The sequence below is a fragment of the Bacillus sp. FSL H8-0516 genome (genome assembly GCF_038635285.1).
In the GTDB taxonomy this organism is placed as follows: Bacteria; Bacillota; Bacilli; order Bacillales; family Bacillaceae; genus Bacillus; species Bacillus safensis.
This window is the reverse complement of record NZ_CP152051.1, coordinates 1,450,956-1,473,750: the sequence shown is the minus strand read 5'-3', so window position 1 is coordinate 1,473,750 and position 22,795 is coordinate 1,450,956. Positions and strand designations below refer to the sequence as shown.

General features: G+C 40.2%; 22 protein-coding genes. 1 reads left to right on the top strand and 21 read right to left on the bottom strand.

Features of this window, described 5'->3' with window-relative positions; all coding sequences use genetic code 11:
* Positions 1-2: 2 nt before the first annotated feature.
* The 18 genes from ftsA to MHB67_RS07210 form a co-directional block, all read right to left on the bottom strand.
* Positions 3-1,325 carry a cell division protein FtsA gene (gene ftsA, locus MHB67_RS07295; RefSeq protein WP_024424253.1) on the bottom strand — a complete coding sequence of 441 codons (1,323 nt, stop codon included), beginning with the start codon at positions 1,323-1,325 and terminating at the stop codon, positions 3-5.
* Between the two features lie 159 nt (positions 1,326-1,484).
* On the bottom strand, positions 1,485-1,853 hold the full coding sequence (locus tag MHB67_RS07290) for a small basic family protein (RefSeq protein ID WP_003210988.1): 369 nt from the start codon (positions 1,851-1,853) through the stop codon (positions 1,485-1,487).
* Entirely contained in the window at positions 1,853-2,578 is a 726-nt protein-coding gene (locus MHB67_RS07285) for a DUF881 domain-containing protein (protein WP_024424254.1), read from the bottom strand. Before MHB67_RS07285 ends, MHB67_RS07290 begins: the two co-directional genes overlap by 1 nt.
* A 20-nt stretch (positions 2,579-2,598) precedes the next feature.
* A complete protein-coding gene (locus MHB67_RS07280; protein WP_024424255.1) occupies positions 2,599-3,288 on the bottom strand; it encodes a DUF881 domain-containing protein in 690 nt (229 codons plus the stop codon).
* Positions 3,285-4,064 carry a cell division protein FtsQ/DivIB gene (locus MHB67_RS07275; protein ID WP_024424256.1) on the bottom strand — a complete coding sequence of 260 codons (780 nt, stop codon included), beginning with the start codon at positions 4,062-4,064 and terminating at the stop codon, positions 3,285-3,287. Before MHB67_RS07275 ends, MHB67_RS07280 begins: the two co-directional genes overlap by 4 nt.
* 125 nt (positions 4,065-4,189) lie before the next feature.
* Positions 4,190-5,101 carry a UDP-N-acetylmuramate dehydrogenase gene (gene murB, locus MHB67_RS07270; RefSeq protein WP_213404787.1) on the bottom strand — a complete coding sequence of 304 codons (912 nt, stop codon included), beginning with the start codon at positions 5,099-5,101 and terminating at the stop codon, positions 4,190-4,192.
* A gap of 31 nt (positions 5,102-5,132) precedes the next feature.
* Positions 5,133-6,227 carry an undecaprenyldiphospho-muramoylpentapeptide beta-N-acetylglucosaminyltransferase gene (gene murG / locus MHB67_RS07265; RefSeq protein ID WP_342492871.1) on the bottom strand — a complete coding sequence of 365 codons (1,095 nt, stop codon included), beginning with the start codon at positions 6,225-6,227 and terminating at the stop codon, positions 5,133-5,135.
* Positions 6,228-6,423: 196 nt separating this feature from the next.
* Positions 6,424-7,524, bottom strand: coding sequence for a stage V sporulation protein E (gene spoVE, locus MHB67_RS07260; protein ID WP_024424259.1), 1,101 nt, complete (start codon positions 7,522-7,524; stop codon positions 6,424-6,426).
* Between the two features lie 59 nt (positions 7,525-7,583).
* Entirely contained in the window at positions 7,584-8,939 is a 1,356-nt protein-coding gene (gene murD, locus MHB67_RS07255) for a UDP-N-acetylmuramoyl-L-alanine--D-glutamate ligase (protein WP_024424260.1), read from the bottom strand.
* A complete protein-coding gene (gene mraY / locus MHB67_RS07250) occupies positions 8,940-9,914 on the bottom strand; it encodes a phospho-N-acetylmuramoyl-pentapeptide-transferase (RefSeq protein ID WP_003211854.1) in 975 nt (324 codons plus the stop codon). It abuts the gene before it with no gap.
* 135 nt (positions 9,915-10,049) lie between these two features.
* Complete coding sequence (locus tag MHB67_RS07245; protein ID WP_122631414.1) at positions 10,050-11,525, bottom strand: UDP-N-acetylmuramoyl-L-alanyl-D-glutamate--2,6-diaminopimelate ligase; 1,476 nt, start codon at positions 11,523-11,525, stop codon at positions 10,050-10,052.
* 211 nt (positions 11,526-11,736) lie between these two features.
* Complete coding sequence (locus MHB67_RS07240) at positions 11,737-13,656, bottom strand: stage V sporulation protein D (RefSeq protein ID WP_024424263.1); 1,920 nt, start codon at positions 13,654-13,656, stop codon at positions 11,737-11,739.
* A 133-nt stretch (positions 13,657-13,789) separates the two neighbouring features.
* Complete coding sequence (locus MHB67_RS07235; protein WP_056766876.1) at positions 13,790-15,940, bottom strand: penicillin-binding protein; 2,151 nt, start codon at positions 15,938-15,940, stop codon at positions 13,790-13,792.
* A gap of 7 nt (positions 15,941-15,947) precedes the next feature.
* On the bottom strand, positions 15,948-16,295 hold the full coding sequence (ftsL, locus tag MHB67_RS07230; RefSeq protein WP_073205092.1) for a cell division protein FtsL: 348 nt from the start codon (positions 16,293-16,295) through the stop codon (positions 15,948-15,950).
* Between the two features lie 37 nt (positions 16,296-16,332).
* Positions 16,333-17,265 (bottom strand): 16S rRNA (cytosine(1402)-N(4))-methyltransferase RsmH, encoded by a 933-nt coding sequence (rsmH, locus tag MHB67_RS07225; RefSeq protein ID WP_024426925.1) that lies wholly within the window; start codon positions 17,263-17,265, stop codon positions 16,333-16,335.
* Between the two features lie 66 nt (positions 17,266-17,331).
* On the bottom strand, positions 17,332-17,763 hold the full coding sequence (mraZ, locus tag MHB67_RS07220; protein ID WP_003211163.1) for a division/cell wall cluster transcriptional repressor MraZ: 432 nt from the start codon (positions 17,761-17,763) through the stop codon (positions 17,332-17,334).
* Between the two features lie 128 nt (positions 17,764-17,891).
* Positions 17,892-19,511: a bacillithiol biosynthesis cysteine-adding enzyme BshC gene (gene bshC, locus MHB67_RS07215; protein WP_257802869.1), complete on the bottom strand. Its 1,620-nt coding sequence runs from the start codon at positions 19,509-19,511 to the stop codon at positions 17,892-17,894.
* A gap of 65 nt (positions 19,512-19,576) precedes the next feature.
* Positions 19,577-20,476 (bottom strand): 2-dehydropantoate 2-reductase, encoded by a 900-nt coding sequence (locus MHB67_RS07210; protein WP_103132577.1) that lies wholly within the window; start codon positions 20,474-20,476, stop codon positions 19,577-19,579.
* 210 nt (positions 20,477-20,686) lie between these two features.
* On the opposite strand from MHB67_RS07210, the gene MHB67_RS07205 reads away from it, so the two are divergent.
* Positions 20,687-21,166 carry an N-acetyltransferase gene (locus tag MHB67_RS07205; RefSeq protein WP_007499784.1) on the top strand — a complete coding sequence of 160 codons (480 nt, stop codon included), beginning with the start codon at positions 20,687-20,689 and terminating at the stop codon, positions 21,164-21,166.
* A 45-nt stretch (positions 21,167-21,211) separates the two neighbouring features.
* Here MHB67_RS07205 and gerR read toward each other — a convergent pair whose 3' ends face one another.
* The 3 genes from gerR to MHB67_RS07190 all read right to left on the bottom strand — a co-directional run bounded on the left by gerR (position 21,212) and on the right by MHB67_RS07190 (position 22,603).
* Positions 21,212-21,751 carry a sporulation-specific transcriptional regulator GerR gene (gerR, locus tag MHB67_RS07200; RefSeq protein WP_024426922.1) on the bottom strand — a complete coding sequence of 180 codons (540 nt, stop codon included), beginning with the start codon at positions 21,749-21,751 and terminating at the stop codon, positions 21,212-21,214.
* Positions 21,752-21,889: 138 nt separating this feature from the next.
* On the bottom strand, positions 21,890-22,063 hold the full coding sequence (gene rpmF / locus MHB67_RS07195; protein WP_008354700.1) for a 50S ribosomal protein L32: 174 nt from the start codon (positions 22,061-22,063) through the stop codon (positions 21,890-21,892).
* Positions 22,064-22,084: 21 nt separating this feature from the next.
* Positions 22,085-22,603 (bottom strand): DUF177 domain-containing protein, encoded by a 519-nt coding sequence (locus tag MHB67_RS07190; protein ID WP_019743276.1) that lies wholly within the window; start codon positions 22,601-22,603, stop codon positions 22,085-22,087.
* Positions 22,604-22,795: the final 192 nt, after the last annotated feature.

The window sequence follows — 22,795 nt, the reverse complement described above, 5'->3', positions numbered from 1 at the left end:
TTCTATTCCCAGAACATATTAAATAGTTTTTTCATTTTGCCCGGTTTTTTATTTGTCTCTTCTTGTGCTTTTTGTTTTACTTTCGGTCTTGGCTGCGCTTCTTTCACTTGTGGTGCAGAAGAAACCGGCTCCATGGATGCGCCTACTTCATGAAACGCCTCATCCGGCATTTGGAATCCAACTTGTCTGCCCTGAATCTTTGCATTGCGATAAGCAAAGTGGATCAGACCCACTCCTGTCATATACTGAGGTTCTCTCACCCCAATATAATTCGGACTTGCAATTCTAACATTGTTTTGCAAGACCGTTTGTGCAAGAGAAAGGATACCTGGTATAGCTGCCTGTCCACCTGTTAGAACGAATCCGCCAGGCAAATCATGGACACCCATATTTCTTAATTCCTCTGCCACAAAGAGCAAGATTTCTTCCAGCCGAGCCTCGATGATATTAGCCGCCTCAAGCTGTGTATACGTCTGTTTCTGATCGGTACCGATGACAGAAACTTCAAATGTTTCCTCAGACGATGCCTCATCATAAAACGCATGTCCAAATTGTTTTTTAATTCGTTCAGCTTCTTCAGTAGAAGTTCTAAGTCCTATAGACAAATCTTTTGTAATGTTCTCTCCGCCCAAAGGGATACTGTGAGTAGAATAGAGATGCCCGTTTTCAAATACGGAAATCGTTGTAGATCCGCCGCCAATATCGACGAGAGCTACCCCTAGATTTTTTTCATCTTTCGATAATGCTGCTGAGCCCGATGCGAGCGGCTGCAAGCAAATATCCATAATTTCAATTCCAGCTCTTTCTACACATCGGAGCCAGTTATGTAGAATCGTTTTAGAACCTGTAATTAACGATCCATCCACCTCTAGCCGAACACCAAGCATTTTTTTCGGATCAGTGATCTCATCTCTTCCGTCGACGATAAATTGTCTCGGGATGACGTCTACGACGAGATGTTCTTGAGGAATAGATACTACCTGTGCAGCATCTAAGACACGTCTCACATCTTCAGCATGTATTTCTTTGTTTTCACTAGATACTGCGACCACGCCGCTCGTATTCTGAATATGAATGTGGTTTCCGTTAATTCCGACAATCGCCTTTTGTAAAGGAAAACCTACCATTCTCTCAGCCTGTTCAAATGCTTGTCTAATAGAATGAACTGTCTCATCTATATCAACAATCGATCCTTTTTTTAACCCTTCTGAAGGGACATTTCCAACACCTATAATGTTAAGCGAATCATCCGCCATTTCTCCGACGATGACTTTTATATTGGATGTACCGATGTCAAGGCTGACGTAAATTTCATTGTTGTTCATTCTATGGCACCTCCTCACATATCAATACTTTCTATTCTATTATTTGCTGAACAACAATACAATGAATGTGTTTTTACAAGTGTGTAACAAAACTTAAAAAATCAACATTTTTTATTAGGATTACTGAAAATATTCGTTACATCATATGTATATCCTTTTTTATGACTCACTTTTTTTCTTTTTTTCTCTAGAAATTGTCCATTTTGTTAGTAGAATTCTTCGAATAACTGCTATATTTTGAAACAATCTAACGCCGAAAGCAAACATTCCGACTAAATACAAGTCTACACCAAGATGGACGCCCAGAAAAGCTAAACTTATTGCAAGTATAATATTAAAGAAAAAGCCTGATACAAACACTAGTTCATCGTATGCCCCTTGCAGATGTGCCCTGATTCCACCAATCAATGTATCAAGCGCAGCAAGTACAGCGAGGGAAAGATAATTAGAATACTCATTCGGTATCGTAAAATTTGTTAAGAAACCGATCGCAACTCCTATGATTAAGCCAAGTACAGGAAGCCACATTAAGATTTTCCCTCCTTTACATCGTCAAGAGGCTTCAACTCGTTTAACTGAATTGCACCGTCATATGCTTTTAATTGAATTTGCTGCTTCGGCTGGCTAATACTTAAGCCGAAATTTTCCTGAGCAAACAAATCACCAATATCTGATACATTTAAACGGCTGTATAATTTGTCGGCCTGGTCGCTGATCATTTTGATGGTCACTTCATCACCATCTAAGCTGTAGCCATCCATTTTCGTCGTGCCATTAATATCTCGAATCACACTTGTATTAATCACACGGTGGTCATTAATGGAAATATGTTTTGCCCCATACATATTGGCTTCGTTGATTAGCTTTTTCAGAAGATCAGGCGGGATATTTTTCACTTCTTCTCCGGTCAGATCCTTGGAGAAGAGCTGAGAGATGTCAACTTCAATTCCCTCCCCTGTCACTTCTGTAAAACCAGCCTTTTCTTTTAAATCTTTTAATGTTTTAGTTAGTTGAGCTTCTTTTGATTGATCTCCTTGATGACCATACTTTTTCAGCATTTCATCGTATTTATCAATTTCTTTTAGTAAATCCAATTCTTTACTTTTAGATGCAGATAAATCCTCTCTTAGCTCCCACACATCGCGAGTATCACGAACTTTGGGCTTTTGCAATGAATTAAATTGGATGGAGACCATGATGCCGAATATCACCATTAAGGCTGTCAAACTAAGTAAAGGCTTCTTTTTCCTCAACACCACTCACCTTTTCACTTTTAATCTTTGTGTTTTAAAAGAGGATTCATACGAATATCCTTTTTTTCAATCGTCATCGAAATGTGATCACTTGTCAGCTGATCGACCACTCCTCCTGCAATATTTAATGCAGGTATTAACACAGCCGGATCACCAATAGCAGAAATAACAAATGGCGCTGGATGCTGAACACCGTCAACTGTGACAACTGGGCCGTTACAATGTATGTATGATTGGTGTGTAATTCTTTGTCCATTAATAGATACGGCAGAGGCCCCTGATATAAACAGTTCGTTTATCACATGAAAAATGTGGCTCTCATGAACAATGTAATTATTGACATTTTGTCCACTCGGGATATAAGATGCATCTTCAAGGGATACTTTTACCCCTTTTCCTTTTACACCGATCTCTCCTGTAAACATCCTGTATTTCTCAACATCTTCCAATACATTAAAATACTGCTCTTTTTCATTTTTCAAATTGGACTCAGTGGCTTGAACCTGTGATTGAAGACTGTATAATTCTTTTTCAAGTTTCTGATTCGCCTTTTCTTGCTTTGTCAGCTGACTTTTCAAGGAGTATTCTTTTTTCCATTGCTCTGTTCGAATGACATCTGCCTGATGCTGCTTAGTATATTGGTATGAAAAAGAAATCAGAAAACCAAGAACAAGCATGACAATTGAGAATATAACTGTTTTGCCTCTCAACGTTCATCTTCCTTTTTCTTAGATTTAAACGCTTCAAAATACGTCGCGACTTCCATATGGATTGTGCCTTTTTCAGATGGCGAAAGTTCTTTTACAATGGCAGGATAGGTTTTCATTTTATCAGCGAATGTTTTAATTGATGCAATCACGGTGTTCCCGTCATTCATATAAAATTTAACGAGCCACTGGTTTGAGCTTGTTGGCACATAATATATTTCTGAGATGAGTTCCTGAATAGAGGCTGGCAGCTGATTTAAAGATCTAACCGTTTGCTTCAGCTTCTCTTTATTGTCCCAATCAACAAAAATAGGTCCTGCATGACTTGGTGTGACTTCTTCTGGTAATGCTGTCCCATTTTCAAGAAGCTCATAGTATAAATTTCCTTTTTGAAGATACGCTATATTGGCATATTCCTTGACAGCAATACTAACCTTATTTGGAAAATGTTTTTTGATACTGACACTTTTAATCAGTTTGTTTTGTTTAATATGATCTGCTGTTAAATCTTTATTTAAATTCCAAAACTCTGTTTCGCCTTCTTTAATCTGGGAAAGTTTCACAAGCTGTTTTGTAGGGACATGCTCATTACCCGTAATAGTTAAAGAAGAAATTTTACTGATTGGTGTCTGCAAATAAATAATGATTAAAACCATGATAAAAAACAGTAGAATAAAAGAAATTAGTCTCCGATTCGCTTTCTGCTTCCTTTGTTCTTTAATTTTAGGAATTCGTTCTTCTATATTGACGATCTTTTCATTTTCATGATCAGGCCGCATATATATTCTTCACCCCATTCAAAGCTGCTTGTCCACACCTTTGGGTCATCTTTTGATGAGAAAACAAACGGCATTCTTTCATGCCGTTTGTTTTCCTGTGATGCCATCATTCATAAAACTTGCTTTTAATTTGCTTCACCGATAATTTCTACTTCTGTATGCATTTCTACATTGTAGTCATCTTTAATTTTCTTTTGGATGTACTGGATTAAGTCCAGCACGTCTTGAGCAGTAGCCCCGCCAGCGTTCACAATAAAGTTGCCATGCATATCAGAGATTCTTGCTCCGCCAATTTGGTACCCTTTTAAATTCGCTTTTTCTACAAGCTGTCCTGCATATTCAGGCAGCGGATTTCGAAAAATACTTCCGGCACATGGTCGATTATAAGGCTGTGTTTCCTTGCGATAGTCTTTATTTTGCTGCATTTTCTTTGTGATTTTCTCGCGATCATCCTGTTTGAGCTTAAACACGGCCTCGAGAACAATGCCTGGTCGTTCCTTTTGAAGGACAGACGTTCTATAGCTAAAGTTCATCTGCTCATTTGTTAGCCACTCGATGCTTCCATCTTCAAATAAGATTCTCGCTTTCACAAGAATCTTACTGATATCAGATCCGTGCGCACCTGCGTTCATATAAACAGCGCCGCCAATAGACCCTGGAATACCAGCTGCAAATTCCAGCCCTGAAAGACCCTGCTTACTAAGAGACGTTGCAAGCCTTACAACAGAATAGCCGCCGCCAACTGTAATTTCTTCATCATTTACAGTTAAGTGATCAAGTCCAGCGCCTAACTTCAGGACGACGCCACGTATTCCTTTATCAAGTACGAGTAAATTTGACCCTCTTCCAATAACCGTCCAGTCCACGTGGTGTTTTTTTATCTGATCCATGATCGTTTTAACTGAATCGATATCTTTAGGAACGATCAATAGATCTGCCGGCCCGCCTATTTTCATTGTCGTATGATTTGCAAGCGGCTCATTTTCAAGCACTTTACCGACTTGCGCTTCTAATAATTCATTCTTCAAGTTCTCCATATTACCCTCCGCCTTACCTAATATCATTCCATCATGTAGTCGTAATTTCTTTTAATACATTATATAAACGTCCAGCCGCATCTGGTACTCCAAGTTCTTTTGTTAAACGGCTCATTTCGTTTAATTTTTCTTCATTACCAGCAATTTCATCAATGGCATGAAGGAGGCTTTCTCCAGAAAGCTCTGATTCTCTTAAAACGATTGCAGCGTCATGCTTTTCTAGTGATCTTGCATTGATTTCCTGGTGATTTGCCGTCACGTATGGGCTTGGAATAAAAATAGTTGGAATTCCAAGGGCTGTTACTTCAGCAATCGTTGTGGCACCGGCTCTTGCAACAATCACATCAATCGATTTCAAGTACTCCGGCATTTGATGCAAGAAAGGCTTTGTGATCATATTAGGTGCTGCACCTTTTTCCCTTAGTTCGTTCAGCACTTTTTCATAATGTACCTCACCCGTGATATATAAAAGCTGATAGTTCTTAGCCTTTAATGCATCTTGCATGTCAATAACTGCTCTATTAATCGGCGCAGCCCCCCGGCTCCCGCCAAAAATAAGAACCGTTTTTTTCGTTTCATCCAGTCCAAACTCCTTCAGAGATTTCCCCTCTTTTATAGAGACGACTTCAGAGGCTCTAGGGTTTCCCGTAAATACAACCTTTTCAGAAGGAAAATGTGCCTTTGCTTCTTCAAAGCAGATGGCTACCTTATCAACATATCTTGCTAGAAACTTATTTGTGATACCAGGCAGGCTGTTCTGTTCGTGAATAATGGTCGGGATTTTCAGCTTAGAAGCTGCATAAACCACAGGGCCGCACACATAACCACCTGTTCCAATGACCGCATCTGGCTTAAATTCTTTTAAGTAAGATTTGCTTTTTTGAACGCCTTTTAGAAATCTCATCACCGTTTTTACGTTATCAAAGGAAAGCTTTCTTTTAAAACCTGAAATTTCTATGGATTTGAAAGGGATATTTTCTCTTTCTACAATTTTCTTTTCAAGTCCATTTTCAGTACCAATATATAAAAATTCTACATCAGGATGCAGTCTTTTCACTTCTTTAATAAAAGCTAAGGCTGGATAAATATGTCCGCCTGTTCCGCCTCCACTGATTACTATACGCATTATACCATTTCCCCTCAATTTTTTTCTGCTCTGAACAAAGTATAAACCCTGTTTTAAACAACAGGGCTCCGTTAAAACCTGTAAAGAAGAGTCGAAAAACATGTTTCCAATACAAAATCTGTCATTTCTACTCTTCAAATCATTTTTTTGTACTTTTGCAAAATAAATGTCATCATGGTTTCATGAACTAGCAGCACTAATATCTAGCGTACCTGCTTACATTCAAGAGTACGCCAATTGCCATCAGCATTAATGTCAGTGATGAGCCGCCATAACTTAGGAATGGGAGCGTGATACCTGTCACAGGGATAAGTCCAGTAACAACTGCGATATTAATCATCACTTGAATGGCAACCATTGAAATAATACCAACTGCTAGGAAACTTCCATATAAGTCTGGGGCTCCAAGTGCTATTCGTATGCCTCTCCATAATAGAACACTAAAGAGCAGCAAAATGAGTGATCCTCCTATAAAGCCAAGCTCTTCAGACAATATTGCAAAGATGAAGTCTGTTTGAGGCTCAGGTAAATAAAAGAATTTTTGTCTACTTTGACCGAGACCCATTCCGAACAGACCGCCTGGACCAACAGCGTATAAGGATTGAATAATTTGAAACCCACTGCCTAGTGGATCTTCCCAAGGATTTAAGTACGATGTAATTCGTTTTATGCGGTAGGGCGCTGATAAGACTAGTGCAGCAAATCCGCTGAGCCCTAAAAGACCGAGAAATATAAAGTGAGCAATTCTCGCACCTGAAACAAATATCATAATAATACAGGTTCCAACCATTACCGTCCCTGTTCCCAAATCTGGCTGCAGCATGATGATGGCAAATGCAGAAAACACAATGCCTAATGCTGGTGCGAAACCTTTACGAAAGGATGTGATATTTTTTTGTTTTTCAGATAAGAATTTTGCAAGAAACGCAATCATCGCAAGCTTCATAAATTCAGAGGGCTGAATACTAAACGCACCGACACCGATCCAGCTTCTTGATCCATTTCTCTCCATACCGATACCAGGAATAAGTACAAGCAGCAAAAGGAGAAAACAAACAGCAATCAATATCTTTGACCAAGTCCGCCACGTCCAATAATCGACTCGCATTATGAAAAACATCGCGATAACTCCGATTCCGGCAAACAAAAGCTGTCTTTTTGCAAAATAAAACGAATCATCAAATTTATACGATGCCCACACAGCACTAGCGCTGTACACCATAATTAAACCAATCGTCAATAAAAGTAACGTAATGACAACAAGCAAAAAGTCCGGAGAAGTTTTCTTATTCGTCAAGAGACCGACACCCCAAGCATAATTTCATTTGGGCTGTCAGTCATACGAGAGACAAGCCCTTATTTAAGCATATGCACGGCGTTTACAAACATGTCTCCACGTTCTTCAAATGTTTTATGTTGATCCCAGCTTGCACAAGCCGGGGATAATAAAATCACGTCTTCTTCTTCAGAAATGTTAAACGCCGCAGGTACTGCTTGTTCAACATTATCGACATGTTTTACGTGATGTATTCCCAGTTCTTCACCAAGCTTCACAAACTTAGGTGCCGTCTCACCAAATGTGATAATTCCTTTTACATTTTTCATAAAAGGTTTCAATTCATCAAATTCATTACCGCGATCAAGCCCGCCAGCTAGTAAAATGGTCGGCTGATTAAAAGCTGACAATGCTTTACTTGTTGCCAGTATATTGGTGGCTTTACTGTCGTTATAGAATTTTCTGCTTTGAATTGTATCTACAAACTGCAGACGATGCTTCACTCCACTAAATGTCGTGAGAACGTGTGCGATTGCTTCATTTGAACAGCCTGCATTTTTCACGACACAAATAGCCGCCAAAATATTTTCTTGGTTATGCTCACCAGGAAGAACAACATCCTTTAAATCGATGATATGTTCATTCATGTAGTAGATCGCACCATTTTTAATATACGCACCATGTTCTACTTGCTCTTTCACTGAGAAAAACACTTTTTTTGCTTTTGAAGCTTCAGCCAGTTTTACGACTGATGGATCATCGAGGTTAATAACAGCTATGTCATCTTCAAGTTGATGTGCGTATACTTTCTGCTTTGCTTTTTCATATTCATCACGAGTGTGGTGATAGTCTAAATGTGCATCAAAAATATTTAATATTAAGCTGATTTTAGGTCTGAAATCAACTGTTCCCATTAACTGAAAAGAAGAGAGTTCAGTTACGATCCACTCATCGCCAGCTGCTTTTGCAGCGACTTCGCTGGCAACCGTGCCAATATTACCTGCCACTAAAGTTTTTTGACTGTCTTGTTTCAACATTTCATAAATCAAAGTCGTGGTAGTGGTTTTTCCATTTGATCCAGTGATCCCAATAAAAGGAGCTGAGGTTAAATGATAAGCTAATTCTATTTCCGTCCAAACTGGAATTCCGCAGCGAAGCGCTTCTTGAACCATCACATTTTCATATGGAATTCCTGGATTTTTAATTAAAATCGTAATTTCTTTATCTTCGAACATACGAAGAGGATGGCTGCCGCAAATGACATCAATCCCCTTTTCAGAAAGAAGCTGAGCAGGTTCATTTTCTTCAAACGGCTTTTGGTCATTTACTGTGACATTTACTCCATGCTCATGAAGAATTGAAGCTGCCGCATATCCGCTTTTTGCAAGACCTAATACTAGTACATGTTCGTTTTTTAACATTTGCATCTTATTCAATTATAACCACACCTCGATGTAAATTCCTAAAACAGCAAGTAATAAACCAGCTGTCCAGAAGGTGACAACTACTCTCCACTCAGACCAGCCAACTAACTCATAGTGGTGGTGAAGCGGACTCATCTTAAAGATTCTTTTTCCAGTTGTTTTAAAGGAGATCACTTGAAGAATAACGGATAACGTTTCGACAACAAATACTCCTCCAATAATGACAAGCAAAATTTCAAGCTTTGTTAAAATCGCAATTGCTACAATCGCTCCGCCTAAAGCAAGCGACCCTGTATCACCCATAAATACTTTTGCAGGATGCGCGTTAAACACAAGAAACCCAAGAACGGCTCCAGCAACAGCTACTGAAAAGATCGCTACATCGTACTGTGATTGATTCCAAGCCAATATAGCAAAGGCTCCAAAGGCAATAGCCGCGGTTCCAGATAATAGACCATCCAGTCCATCCGTTAAGTTCACGGCATTAGAACCTCCGACAAGCATGAAAACGACAAGGATAAAGTAAGCCCATCCTAAATCGAAGCTCACATCTGTTCCTGGAATGCGAATCGTCGTTGCAAACTGATAATAATGGAAGACTGCATAAAAAATCACTGCGATCACAATTTGACCAATTAATTTCTGTTTCGATGTTAAACCTAGGTTTCGTTTCATCGCTACTTTAATATAATCATCTAAAAATCCTAATAGACCGTAGCCAAGCGTGACAAATAACAATAAAAACATTTCTGGACTAATCTCAGAAAATTTGTTGATCATCACAATCGTTGTAATGGTAATAGAAAAGATAATCATAATTCCGCCCATTGTCGGAGTACCTGATTTCTTTTGGTGAGACTGTGGTCCTTCTTCTCTAATACTTTGACCAAATTTAAGCCTTCTTAAAAACGGAATAAAAATCGGGGATAAAAGAACACTGATTAAAAATCCCATTATGATTGTAAACAATATCACCTGTTCAAGCATCGTTCTTTACTCCTTCCGAATTTCCAAAGCCGTTTTCCATCAGAAAATCACATTCATTAATAAGGTATTCATTCGCGTTCTTCGTATGTTGTTTTTGTACAAAATGCTTCATTTCATTACACTCTTTTCATCATTTTAAGATTTGTTTAGATCTAAAATAGCGTCCATAGCAACCTTTGCATCATCAAAATCGTAAACTTGATCGCCGACGATTTGATATGTCTCATGACCTTTACCCGCTATTAAGACTGTATCGCCTTTTTTCGCATTGGCAATTGCAAAAAAGATAGCTTGTTTGCGATTCACAAAACTATGATAATATGCGTCTGGCACCCCATTTTCCATATCCTTTAAAATAGCTGAAGGATCTTCGCTTCTTGGGTTGTCTGAAGTAAATACAGGTTCATCTGCATACTTCACAGCGATTTGGGCCATTTGAGGACGCTTTGTTTTATCACGGTCGCCGCCGCAGCCTATCACACAGAAAATTTTGCCCTCTGTTAATTCTCTACACGTTGTCAGGACATTTTCTAAGCTGTCAGGTGTATGGGCGTAATCGACGATAACAGGGAAATCTTGATCACAGTTCACAAGTTCAAATCGGCCTTTGACTCCCTCCAGCTCTTCAATAGCACTTACAATCGTTTCAAATGTTAAGCCAGATACGATCCCTACTGATACAGCTGCTAGGATGTTGTACACATTAAACTTACCGATGAGGGCAACCGTCACATTTTTTGTGCCAATTGGAGTGATCAAATCAAATTGAGTTCCCTTCGGCTTGATTTGAATATTCTTTGCCATCACATCTGCTTCTTGCTCTAAGCCATATGTCATGACTTCAGCAGCTGTCACTTTTTCATAATAACTCGAAGCGTCATCATCTGCATTTAAAATCGCATGCTTCGGCTTGTCGTGATGAAAGGCACTGCCAAGCTGTGAGAATAGCAAGCTTTTCGCATGTTTATATTCTTCCATTGTGTTGTGGTAATCAAGATGGTCCTGCGAAAGGTTTGTGAAAACGGCAATATCATAATCACATCCATGTACCCTGCCAAGATGCAGTGCATGTGATGATACTTCCATAATGGCTGAGTCTACATCTTGGTCAAGCATCTGTTTAAAAGTTTTCTGAAGTGTGACACTTTCAGGTGTGGTGTTTTTCACATCGAGAATGTCATCATTCACCTTCATATACATCGTACCGATTAAGCCAGTTTTCTTTTCGGCTTTTCTCATCATTTGTTCAATCATGTGTGTTGTCGAAGTTTTTCCGTTTGTTCCTGTGATCCCGATGAGATTCAGCTTATGAGTTGGCTGCTCGTAAAACGCATCAGCTATTCTTGCAAGAGCTCTTTGAGAGTGTTTTACAATAATGACTGGTACATCTGATATGTTAAGAGGGTGTTCTGCTACAATCGCTGCAGCCCCGCTTTTCACCGCTTTTTCAGCATAATCGTGTCCATCTACTGTATAGCCTTTTATACAGACAAAAAGGCTTCCTTTTTTCACCTCTCTTGAATCCATTTCAATGGAAGTGATATCAGGATTTTCGTTTATTAGTTCGTTGTTTTCACTTTTAAAATATGTAAGGAGTTCTTGTAATTTCATTTCATATCAAACCTCTCAAATTCGTTCACGTGCATGTCTTGTGAAAAAAACACACAGTCTATATTTTATCGTAAAAAAAGGGATACATCCAGCGTATTCCTTAAGTTTCTCTTGGAAAAAACACACTTTAGGCTCTTTTTTTCAAACAGACCTTCTCTTTCAACAAAAAGAGGCAGCCGAATGAGTGCGGCTACCCTCTGTTCATTCTTTATTATTCATCGTTTAAGTATAATCTGATGGTGGAGCCTTCTTTGACTTTTGTCCCGGCAGCAGGCGATTGCTTCACCACTTTACTGCCAGTTCCAGAAGCATCGATCTTAAGGTTAATCAGTAAGGATTCAAGGTCTGAAACAGATCCCCCTACAAGATTCGGTACTTCAATGGTTTTTGTGTCCAGCCACTGGTACTTCTTTTCAATTTGTCCTTTTCTTTTTTTCACACCCATCTCAGGCAGGCTGTCCCGCATAATATGACCCACAATTGGTGCAGCAACTGTCCCGCCAAATTGAATAGTGCCTTTCGGATTATCTACAGCCACATATACAACGATACTCGGATCATCAGCAGGCGCAAACCCGATAAATGACACAATGTGGTTATTTTCCATGTACTTGCCGTCTTTTACCTTCTGTGCTGTCCCTGTTTTTCCGCCAACTCGATATCCTTCAACAAATGCATTTCGGCCAGTTCCTTGAGCGACTACACTTTCAAGCGCATATCTGATTTCTTTGGATGTTTCTGCTGAAATCACTTTCTTTTTGGCAATCGGTGATTGCTTTTTCACTACCTCTTTTGTGATTGGATCTATCCATTCTTTTGCAATGTACGGCGTGTAAAGTGTTCCGCCATTTACCGCAGCTGCTACGGCAGCTACTTGCTGTATCGGCGTAACAGATACACCTTGACCAAAGGCAGTTGTCGCCTGCTCTACAGGGCCAACCCGGTCCAGCGGGAACAAAATGCCTCGCCCTTCCCCTTGAAGATCGATTCCTGTTTTTTGACCAAATCCGAAATTTTTAATATAGGAAAATAATTTATCCTTTCCTAGACGGTCGCCTAGTTCAACAAAACCGGGGTTACAGGAGTTTTGAACCACTTCTAAAAATGACTGTGATCCGTGGCCGCCTTTTTTCCAGCACCTAAGTCTTGCACCATCAACTGTCACAGAACCGCTGTCAAAAAAATGATCTCGTTTTAAATTGACTTTTTTCTCTTCTAGTGCTGCTGCAAGCGTAATAATTTTAAACGTCGAACCTGGCTCATATGTGCTCCACACCGGTAAATTTCGGTTAAACACTTTCGAGTCAACTGATTGATAATCCGCTGGATCAAAATCCGGTCTGCTCGACATCCCAAGCACTTCACCGTTCTTCGGGTTCATCGCAATTGCAATCATCCCATCTGGGTTATATTTTGCCTGCGCATTGTCTAATTCCCGTTCTATAATGGTTTGCACCTTCGCATCGACAGTTAACTTCATATCAAGACCATCTTTAGGCGGTGTATAATCATCTGCTTCATCTGGCATTTTCTGCCCTTTTGCATCGGAATAGAACTTGACAGAGCCTTTTTCACCTTTTAGGTCATCATCATAATAGGCTTCCAGTCCAAGTAACCCTTGATTATCAATTCCAGCGAAGCCCAGCACATGAGAAAGAAAACTGCCAAACGGATAGTGTCTGATGCTGTCTTCCGCAACATAAACGCCATCTAAATCAAGCTCTCTAACTTCTTTTGCTTTTTCATGAGATACTTTTCTGCCTTCTGGAGAAATTCGTTCGATGGATGTTTTCTTTGTGACGTGCTTGTACGCTTTCTCTTCAGACATATTCAGTACTGCCGCCAGTTTTTTGCTTGTTTCTGCCGGATCTTTAATTTGCCGCGGGACGACCAATATAGATGGGGCACTTTTGTTCGTCGCAAGCTCTACCCCATTTCGGTCCAAAATATCTCCCCTTTCTGGTTCGAACGGGAGGTTCCGGCTCCATGAATCTTTTGCTAAGCTTGTGAGCTTCTCGCCCATAATAAACTGTACATATCCTAATCTAGTATCTATGATGAAAAAAATGATCACCCCAAACAGCAGCACGAAAAGCAATCGTTTTCTCACTGTTACACTTGATACTCGCACGCCCGGTTCACTCCTTACATACATATGGCTTGTTTCCATCATATGCAGGCCCGTCCTTATGTAGAACGTCTCGTCTATCCCGCTTGGCTCGGCAAAAGAAAAAACCTAGCAAGTCGTTTGCTAGGTTTTGCAGTTAATTCGGGCTTTTAAATGTCACAGTGACGACTTTATCTGAAATCTCCGCTCCATTTTTCACACTTTGTTTGACAGCATATCCTTGTCCTTTTGTTTCGATATGCACACCGGAAATGGATGCATATTGAAGGACTTCCCGTCTCGACCAGCCTGTCATATCAGGCATTTTTATCGTTTTTCCTGCTGTTTTCAAGAAAACTTTCTGGCTTTCAGAGAATTCAGAGCCTGCACTTGGCCACTGTCGTTTAATGGAGAGGCCGTCGCCGATGACAACAGGCGTTAAGTTTTTGTTTTTGGCTTCTGTTTCCGCCTGCTTCACTTCTAAATCTAAGAATGAAGGCATTGTTTCTTGCTTCACTTTTTGTTCGCCTGATTTTTTATCGTCTGTTTTTGTTGGTGCAATATTTAAATATAGCAGACTATTTTTCATCACTGGGTTAAAGATTTGTGCAACTGGGGCAGAGCCAGTTTCTGTATCAGACAGCTGCGGCTGCTGTACAGCTACATAAACGAGCAGCTTCGGATCATCTTTTGGCGCCATTCCCATAAATGAAAAGACGTAATCGTTTCTTCCTTTGAGATAACCGCCGGCACCGCCAATTTGTCCTGTTCCTGTTTTCCCAGCAACATCAAATCCTTTGATTTGGTAAGGCTGGCCTGTTCCAATCTTCGAGGAAACCACCTCACCTAAAATGTCACGGACTTGCTTTGCTGTATCAGAGGAAATTGGTTTTCCAGCTACTGTTGGTTCGTGCTGTAAAATCGTTTTGTTTGTGTTCGGGTCTGTAATATGATCAATGACATATGGCTTCATCATCGTTCCGCCGTTTGCTATCGCTGTCGCTGCTTCGATTTGTTGAATCGGTGTAATGGCAGACGCTTGACCGTAAGCCGTCGATGCTTTGTCATATTCGTATCTGTAATTGATTTTACTAGACGCTTCGTTCGGTAAGTCAATACCTGTTTTGTCATAGAAATGGAACTTCTGCAAATATTGTTCGTAGCGCGTGAAGCCTAATTTTTCTTTTGCCAGCTTTGCAAAAGCTACGTTAGACGAACGGAGAACCCCTTCATGAAAGTCAATTTTTCCCCAGCCATTTCCATTGTTGTGATCTCTTACAAGGCCGCCTCCTACTTTATAAGTACCAGATTGATATTTATCATTGCCTTGATAGACCCCTTCTTGGATTGCCGCAGCAAGTGTAAAGATTTTCATCGTTGAACCTGGTTCAAACGCATATGAAATGACATCATTGTTATAATTCGTAATGTCTAATTCATTTAAATTAAAGCTTGGCCGCTGTCCCATCGCGAGCACCTTTCCCGTTTTTGGATCAACGACTGTGGCAATGATTTTCTTCGGTTTATATTTTTTGGCAACCTGCGTCATACTTTCTTCAAGGAACGCTTGGATTTTTTGATCGATGGTCAGCGTGACATTTTTTCCATCCTTCGGAGCGACAATGTCTTCTTTACTATTTGGAAGAGCCCATCCGCTTCTGTCACTGTTATATGTCACATAGCCGTCTTTTTCTTTTAAAAATTTGTTCAGCGCCTTCTCAAGTCCCATCGCGCCTGACATGTCCTTCGTTGCCTCATCTAATCTTGCATAACCGATCAGATTCGATGCAAACATGCCGTTTGGATAATATCGCTTCGTGTCTTTTTCAAATGCGATCCCTGGAAGCTTTAGCTTTTCAATTTTTTCCTTTGTTGAAAAACTGATGTCTTTCCCAGCTTTACCAAACTCCACTTGGAACGCACCTTTAGTATTCAGACGCTTTAAAATTTCGCTTTCACTCATATCAATGACTTTTGACAGCTCTTTTGCTGTCTTTTCTTTGTCAACGACATGCATTGGGTGCTTTGGATCGACCGTCATTTTCTTGCTCATGATCGCAATGAGCTTATAGACAGACGTATCCTCGGCAATCACATTCCCATTTCGGTCTAAAATAGACCCTCTTTTCGCTTCAAGTGTTTTCTTCGATTGATATTGTTCATTTGCCTTTGCGGCTAACACTTGGCCATCGACCGTTCCTGTAATCTGAATATAGATAAAACGTGCAAGGATGATAAAGAAAAACAGGGCGAAGCAAATACTCGCAATTGCCGCGCCTCTGTTCATCATTTTATTCTTTTTAGGCATCGCCATCTTAATCGACCTTCTTAACATCTTTCGAAATTCTTAAGCCTGCTTTTTTCGCAGTATCAATGACTCTCTCTGGTTCACTCAGCAAGTCTTTTTCTTTTTGAAGCTCAGTGATCTTCTTCGATTCTAAAGATACTTGCTGCTCTAATTTCTGGACTTCGATATTGGCGTGATAGACAGCAAAGGCTTTAGAAATGATGAGAATGGAGCTGCACATAAGAGCCATGACAAACATGACAAGTAAGATTTTTTCACCAAGTGTGATAGAACCTCTTCTTTTAATAACAACCGATTGGCCTTGCTGCTCTGTTTGATATTGTTTTACTTCTCTTTGGTAAGCCAAATTACTCATAAGAAACCTCCTTTTTATCATCATCTATGGTGTCGTTTTACTTTTTTTCTGCAATTCGGAGCTTCGCTGAACGGGCACGGTTGTTATGTTCCAGCTCTTGTTCTGATGCAACGATTGGTTTTCTCGTGATCAGCTTCAGCTTTGGTTCAAGTCCTTCTGGAATCACTGGTAGTCCGTGCGGAAGTTCTGGAAGAGAAGACATTTCTTTAAATGTACTTTTACAAATCCGGTCTTCAAGTGAATGGAATGTAATGACAGAAATCCTCCCCTTCGGATTGAGTAACTCTATTGCTTGTTCTAGTGCTTCTTCAAAAACTTTCAATTCATCATTGACGGCAATTCGGATCGCTTGAAACACTCTTTTTGCTGGATGTCCGCCAGTTCGTCTTGCAGGTGCGGGAATTCCTTCTTTGATAATGTCGACAAGCTCACCTGTTGTTTCAATTGGTGCTTTTTTTCTAGCTTCTTCAATTTTGCGTGCGATTTGCTTGCTGAATTTTTCTTCCCCATATTTGTAGAAAATCCGAACTAGATCTTCAAATGGCCATTCATTCACCACTTGTTTTGCCGACAATGCGGCTGTTTGATCCATTCGCATGTCAAGAGGTGCATCATGGTGATAACTAAAGCCCCTCTCTGGTGTGTCGAGCTGAGGAGATGAAACCCCAAGATCAAAAATCACACCGTCTACGCTTGTAATGCCTTGTTCATTCAGACGTTCTTTTAAATATCGGAAGTTGCTCTTTATGAAAAGAATGTTCGCTTTTGAATCTGCGAGCTTCTCTCGTGCATGATCCAGTGCAGCATCGTCTTGGTCAAATCCAATCAATGTACCTTTTTCTGATAGTTGAGATAGTAAATATGAGCTATGACCTGCTCCGCCCAGCGTGCAGTCTACATATGTACCGTCTTCTTTGACGTTTAAACCGTCAACTGTTTCTTTTAATAATACTGTCTCATGTTGAAACATGATGTTATGGTCCCACCTTTTTCAAATAGAAATGAATGTGTAGAAAGCTTGCTGCACAAGGGATTATTATATATCAAACCCAATCATGTTTTCAGCAATTTCAGCAAAAGAATCTTCTTGCTCTTCTGTATATTGTTCCCAGATCGACTTACTCCACAACTCAATTCGATTTGAAACGCCGATGACCACACATTCTTTTTCGAGTTTTGCATATTGGAGTAGGTTTGATGCGATGTTAATGCGCCCCTGCTTGTCCAGATCACATTCAACTGCGCCGGAGAAGAAGAACCGGGTAAACGCACGTGCATCTTTTTTCGTTAGCGGCAGTGCTTTGAGTTTCTCTTCAATTAGTTTCCACTCACTCATAGGGTAGCCAAATAAACATTGATCAAGCCCTCTCGTCAGCACAAACTGTTCTCCGAGACCGTCTCTAAATTTAGCAGGGATGATCATGCGCCCTTTTGTATCAATCGTATGTTGGTATTCACCCATGAACATGATAATCAGAGCCCCACTTTCTCACCCTTACTCTCCACTATCCACCACTTCTCTCCACAAAACTTATTTTACACTGTTTCTACATAAAAAAAAACCCTGAACTAGTCAGGGTTCATTAAAACTTTATTTCAAAGTTTGACAATTTGCTGCTTGTTTTGAAATGAAAATGGCAGATTTTTGAACGTTTTGAAGAATTCTGGACCATATTTGTTTAAAAAGTACATGATATTCCAAATTCTTTCTTGCGGGGCATCTAATGGTTTTAAGCTGTTTTCAATCCGTTCAAAATCTCGAAGGATATAACCTTCCTTTTCTTCCACACGCTGCGCCACCTTTTGATAAACAAATTGAAGCTGATCTTCGATAAATTTGGCATTTTTATCTAGCAGCTGCTCGAAGTTTGGTTCAACCTTCAGTGCTTCTTGCCTCAATACACCATGAGCATTCGCTAATTCACGTTTCGCTTGATCAACGGCTTGAACAAAGCTGTCTGGAAGGCTTTGCTCAAAGTGAGCCTCTTTCTTTTCTTTTACTCCGTTTGTGAGCACTTCTTCTAGAGAAAGTTCTCTGACCGGCAGCTTCTTATCGATGTGCCTTTCAAGAATGGTCACGTGCAGTCTTGGAAGAACAGGTGCCATCTTTAATTCAAAATGCTCAAAGATTCCTTTCAGTTCTCCCCAATAGTTGACTTCACCGTGTCCTGCCATAAAAGCAAGTGTTGGGAGAAGGGTTTCCTGCATTAAGGGACGCGTCACCACATTGTTGCTAAACCGTTCTGGGTGCTCCTCAATTTCCTGCAAAAGCTCTTCTTTTGTCCACGTAAGCCCCACTTCTGATATAGAAAACTGGCCGTTTTCTTTTTCAATAAGGAAACGCTCTTCATCATATTCGTAAAACAGGTTCGCTTGATTGTCACCAGCTTCAATGATCGGCTGATATCCCGCTCGTTTCATGGCAGCCTGCGTTTCATTCAAACGAGCTGTGACTGCATCATTTGTCTCGACAATGTGCTTGAATAACGTACGCTCAAGTGGTTTGACGCCTAAGTCTCCTGAATTAAATAGAAGCAGTCCATCTTCTTCAAAAAGGTCGCATACAATCCATTCAAAGAAATCCGTAAACGTTTGTGATTTGCGTAAACATCGAAGAAGCTTACCAAGCAAGTCATTAGTATACGCAGATTCTTCATACGTTGAAAACACATCGCGGAGCCATTTCTCTGTTTTTTCTTGATGCAGAGGTGTTCTTTTGGCCGCAGTTTTTTTGACGTTATGTAATGGCAGCTTTTGCTTGACTGGACCTTTTTCGCCGGATGTGTAGACAAAATTAATTTCATCTACGTCATGATCCTCACCTGCTACCCAAAAGACTGGAATCACAGGAACGCCAAGCGCTGATTCTTTTTCTTTTGCGAACTGAATAATGGATATGATTTTATGTATGGTATAAAGCGGTCCTGAAAGTAGGCCTGCCTGCTGTCCTCCAACCACCATGACACTCCGCTTGTCACGGATCTTTTCAATGTTCTGACGCATCGCTGCCGATTCAAACTTTGCGTGGTATGCGCTCATATAATCTGCTAAAGCCTCGCGCGGGAAGCTCATTTCCATGAGATCGTCGTATCTCTTTTTCCATGTGCCTTCAGAATGTATATCATAATCAAAAAAAGCAGTCATCTCTTTTTTTTCTTCTATATAATCACGTATGAATAAATTCTGACTTCGGATGGAAAGTTCAGTCAATTGCATGTTTAGAACTTCCTTTCTTCAATAAATAGTTAGTTTCCCGAAAAAAGTATAGCATGTAAATGAGCTCACTCAAAAGATTTTGTTTGCTTTTTTTCCAATACTTCCAAGCTTCGATTGAAGAAAGTAAGATGTGGCGCCAGAATCTCTTGAGCTTGAGCCTTTTTTAAAAGATAGCCAACGATGGCTTTTCTTTCGGTTTCACGGCCTTTGACGATATCTTGAAGCATCGACGATTGATTGGCGGCCGTTTTTTTACAAATTGAAACGACGTGTGACCAGAGCTGCTCTTTTTCAGCCAGACCTAAAATGGACATTGCTTCTTCAAATGCACATTTCATCATGTATTCATATGAAGGATTTGCGATCAATTCTCCATTTTTCACATGCAATAAAGCCGTGAGCGGGTTAATGCATACATTGACTAGCAGTTTTTCCTCCAGCACTTTTTTCCATTCATCCGTATAAATCATCTGAAAATGGGCCGGCGTTTCATTCAAATCATTTCTCACATCATCTGTATCCTCAGGATGAAAAGCTCCCCACTTGATGACACCGATCCCTGTATGGTTCACTGCATGGTCTGATACCTTCATGGCGCCGTGCTCTACGACACCTATATATATCGAATGCGACGTGTCCCAGTTTTCTAAATCTAATAAGTGGGCCATGCCATTTTGTAAAAATAAGATTCGCTGACGAGGTAATGTTGATAGTTCATCAAGCACCTCTTGCAGATGGTGATATTTCACTGTCACAATCAGCAGATCAAATACTCCTGTAATCCCTGCCCTTGCCTCCACAGACGCCCGGAATGTCTCTCCTTTTACCGTTCGCTTAATTCCTGATGTTCGAATCTCCTCTGCTTGTTCTTTTCTTCTTGTCAAAACAGTGATGTCATGATGCTGTGATAAATAACTGGCACAAAGCAGACCAATCGCACCGCCGCCAATGATTCCAATGTTCAACTGCCGCACTTCCCTTTTTCTGTTTACTTCATCATATCAACCATTTTAACAGTTTCAAGCCGCGATGCAAAAAGCAGATAGCGCGCCGTGATTGAATTTTTTTAATTTAAAAACTATAATAATAAGTGTAAAAACTTTTTAAGGCGGATGGGATGAAAACGCCTTCAATGACATCACTGTCGACATTATGTGTGTAAGGGGGAAGATCATATGACACAAGTAAAACGACTTCTAATCAATTACAAAACTTTAGAGGAATTTAAACAATTTAAAGAATATGGCATACAAGAACTATCCATGCTTGAAGACCTTGAAAGTAATATGATTGAAAATGACAGCAATTCTCCATTTTACGGGATTTATTTTGGAGATAAGCTGGTCGCACGTATGAGCCTTTATCAAGTGGACGGTTCGACGACAACGTATTTTGACCACAATCATGATTATTTAGAGCTGTGGAAGCTGGAAGTGCTTCCTGGGTATCAGCGTAAAGGGTACGGCGAGGCACTTGTTGATTTCGCCAAATCTTTCGGATTGCCAATCCGGACCAATCCTCGCGTCAAATCTGCCGGTTTTTGGGATAAAATGGGCTTTGAAGCGGTCAAATATGATATGGAACGCGACAAAGGTGAAAATCCACTCATCTGGGAACCTGCCCATATCCAAAAAAATACAGGTGAATCTGCTTAATACTGACGGCAAAACGCCCCTCCTTTCTCTGTGAGGGGCGTTTTCTTATTTAGCATATTCTTTTAAGTTGATATTCTGTTTGACTCTTTCAACAATCCCAATGAGTGCCCGGTAATCTTCTTCTGTCATTTTTAATTGCCGCTTCAAGTGTTCATTTTCTTCCGTGAGCGACTTCAGTTGATGCTGCGTGTCCGCTAGTTCTTCGCGTAAATCAGCAGAGCCAGCAGGTTCTTTTTCAAGCTGCTCTAAGAACTGAATCACTTCTCGCAAGGTCAATTCAGCCTGAACTGAAGTTGCCTTTTCTTCTATCGTTAACGTATTTTGTGGTAAACCCGAGGAATGAATCCCAATCTTTTTACGCAGTTCTTTCCGCTGTTTTTTCGCCAGCTCAATGCCTGCCTGATATTGTTTTCTGACGTATGAATTCCACCTGAATCCACATGCTGCAGCCGTTCTTGACAACGCTTTTCCGACTTCTTCAAATGCGGAAAGCTGCGTTCCTCCATCTCGAATGTGTCTTAAGACGACTTCTGCTAAAAGTAAATCTTCATCTTGCGTCCATGCGTCCTGCCTTGTAATCGTCAATTGATCATCCCCCCTGAATCTGAATACCACATCATATGCGCTTACTAGAGTAGATAGACTATTTGCAGGAGAGAAACCTAAAAAATAGACAAATAAAAAAACGCAAGGGAAGATTCCCTTACGCTTTTTTATCAAGCATTAGTTGCTTTTTACGTCTTTGCCTTTGTATGTTCCGCAAGATTTGCAGACACGATGAGAAATTTTCATTTCACCGCATTCTGGGCAAGCTACCATACCAGGTACTTGTAGTTTGAAATGCGTACGACGCAATCTTTTTTTCATTTTAGAAGTTCTTCTAAAAGGTACAGCCATTATTCCCACCTCCTTAAAGAGTTAAGATTCATTATTTTCTTCTAAGAGCTTCTTCAAGCCTTCCAGACGCGGATCAATTCGGTTTTGATGTGCATCTTCCGAAATGACCGCCCAGTCATTCCCTTCCTGTGGTGCAGCACCTTTTACGTCTGTTTGGTCGCAAAAGATTTGCATCGGCACTTCAAGAAGAATTTCTTCCTTGACTATAGGCGTTAAGTCGATGATATCGTCTTCTACAACAGATACGTCTTCATCTTCTATATCGTCTGTCTTATGAAGTACAAATAGTTCTTTCGTTGAAATCGCAAATGGATAATTTACATCAACAAGCGTTCTTGAACAAGGCAATGTCATTTCACCTGTGATGGTTAAATCAAATGCGACTTGCTTTGATTCGATCACTCCAGTCCCTTTCACCTCTACTGGTGAAATGCGACGTATATCTGAATGAAGGCTAGTAAGTTCATTTAAGTCAACCGTCTCATGAAAATCGAAGCTGTTTTTAGCTTTTTGATGTAACTGATAAACTGTCCATTTCAATTGTATCACCTCTAAGAGCAACAAACATGATTATAGCTTTCATCATGCTATTTGTCAATATTTTTTCTTTACAGTCCTTTGTGATGTCAGAGCGTTGTTTGACATCAGTTCACGGAATGCCTACACTGAAAAAAATGGGCTTCATTTTTCCCTTATGCTACTGTAGCATAGACCATTTAACCATAGCAAGAA

Excerpts from the sequence above, each read along its gene's own strand:
- MHB67_RS07290 (WP_003210988.1), bottom strand. The coding sequence starts at position 1,853 with ATGTGGCTTCCTGTACTTGGCTTAATCATAGGAGTTGCGATCGGTTTC.
- murG (WP_342492871.1), bottom strand. The coding sequence starts at position 6,227 with ATGCGTATAGTAATCAGTGGAGGCGGAACAGGCGGACATATTTATCCA.
- ftsL (WP_073205092.1), bottom strand. The coding sequence starts at position 16,295 with ATGAGTAATTTGGCTTACCAAAGAGAAGTAAAACAATATCAAACAGAG.
- rpmF (WP_008354700.1), bottom strand. The coding sequence starts at position 22,063 with ATGGCTGTACCTTTTAGAAGAACTTCTAAAATGAAAAAAAGATTGCGT.
- ftsA (WP_024424253.1), bottom strand. The coding sequence starts at position 1,325 with ATGAACAACAATGAAATTTACGTCAGCCTTGACATCGGTACATCCAAT.
- MHB67_RS07205 (WP_007499784.1), top strand. The coding sequence starts at position 20,687 with ATGACACAAGTAAAACGACTTCTAATCAATTACAAAACTTTAGAGGAA.
- bshC (WP_257802869.1), bottom strand. The coding sequence starts at position 19,511 with ATGCAATTGACTGAACTTTCCATCCGAAGTCAGAATTTATTCATACGT.
- murB (WP_213404787.1), bottom strand. The coding sequence starts at position 5,101 with ATGGAGAACTTGAAGAATGAATTATTAGAAGCGCAAGTCGGTAAAGTG.
- MHB67_RS07245 (WP_122631414.1), bottom strand. The coding sequence starts at position 11,525 with ATGAAATTACAAGAACTCCTTACATATTTTAAAAGTGAAAACAACGAA.
- MHB67_RS07235 (WP_056766876.1), bottom strand. The coding sequence starts at position 15,940 with ATGCCTAAAAAGAATAAAATGATGAACAGAGGCGCGGCAATTGCGAGT.
- rsmH (WP_024426925.1), bottom strand. The coding sequence starts at position 17,265 with ATGTTTCAACATGAGACAGTATTATTAAAAGAAACAGTTGACGGTTTA.
- MHB67_RS07275 (WP_024424256.1), bottom strand. The coding sequence starts at position 4,064 with ATGCGGCCTGATCATGAAAATGAAAAGATCGTCAATATAGAAGAACGA.
- mraZ (WP_003211163.1), bottom strand. The coding sequence starts at position 17,763 with ATGTTCATGGGTGAATACCAACATACGATTGATACAAAAGGGCGCATG.
- mraY (WP_003211854.1), bottom strand. The coding sequence starts at position 9,914 with ATGCTTGAACAGGTGATATTGTTTACAATCATAATGGGATTTTTAATC.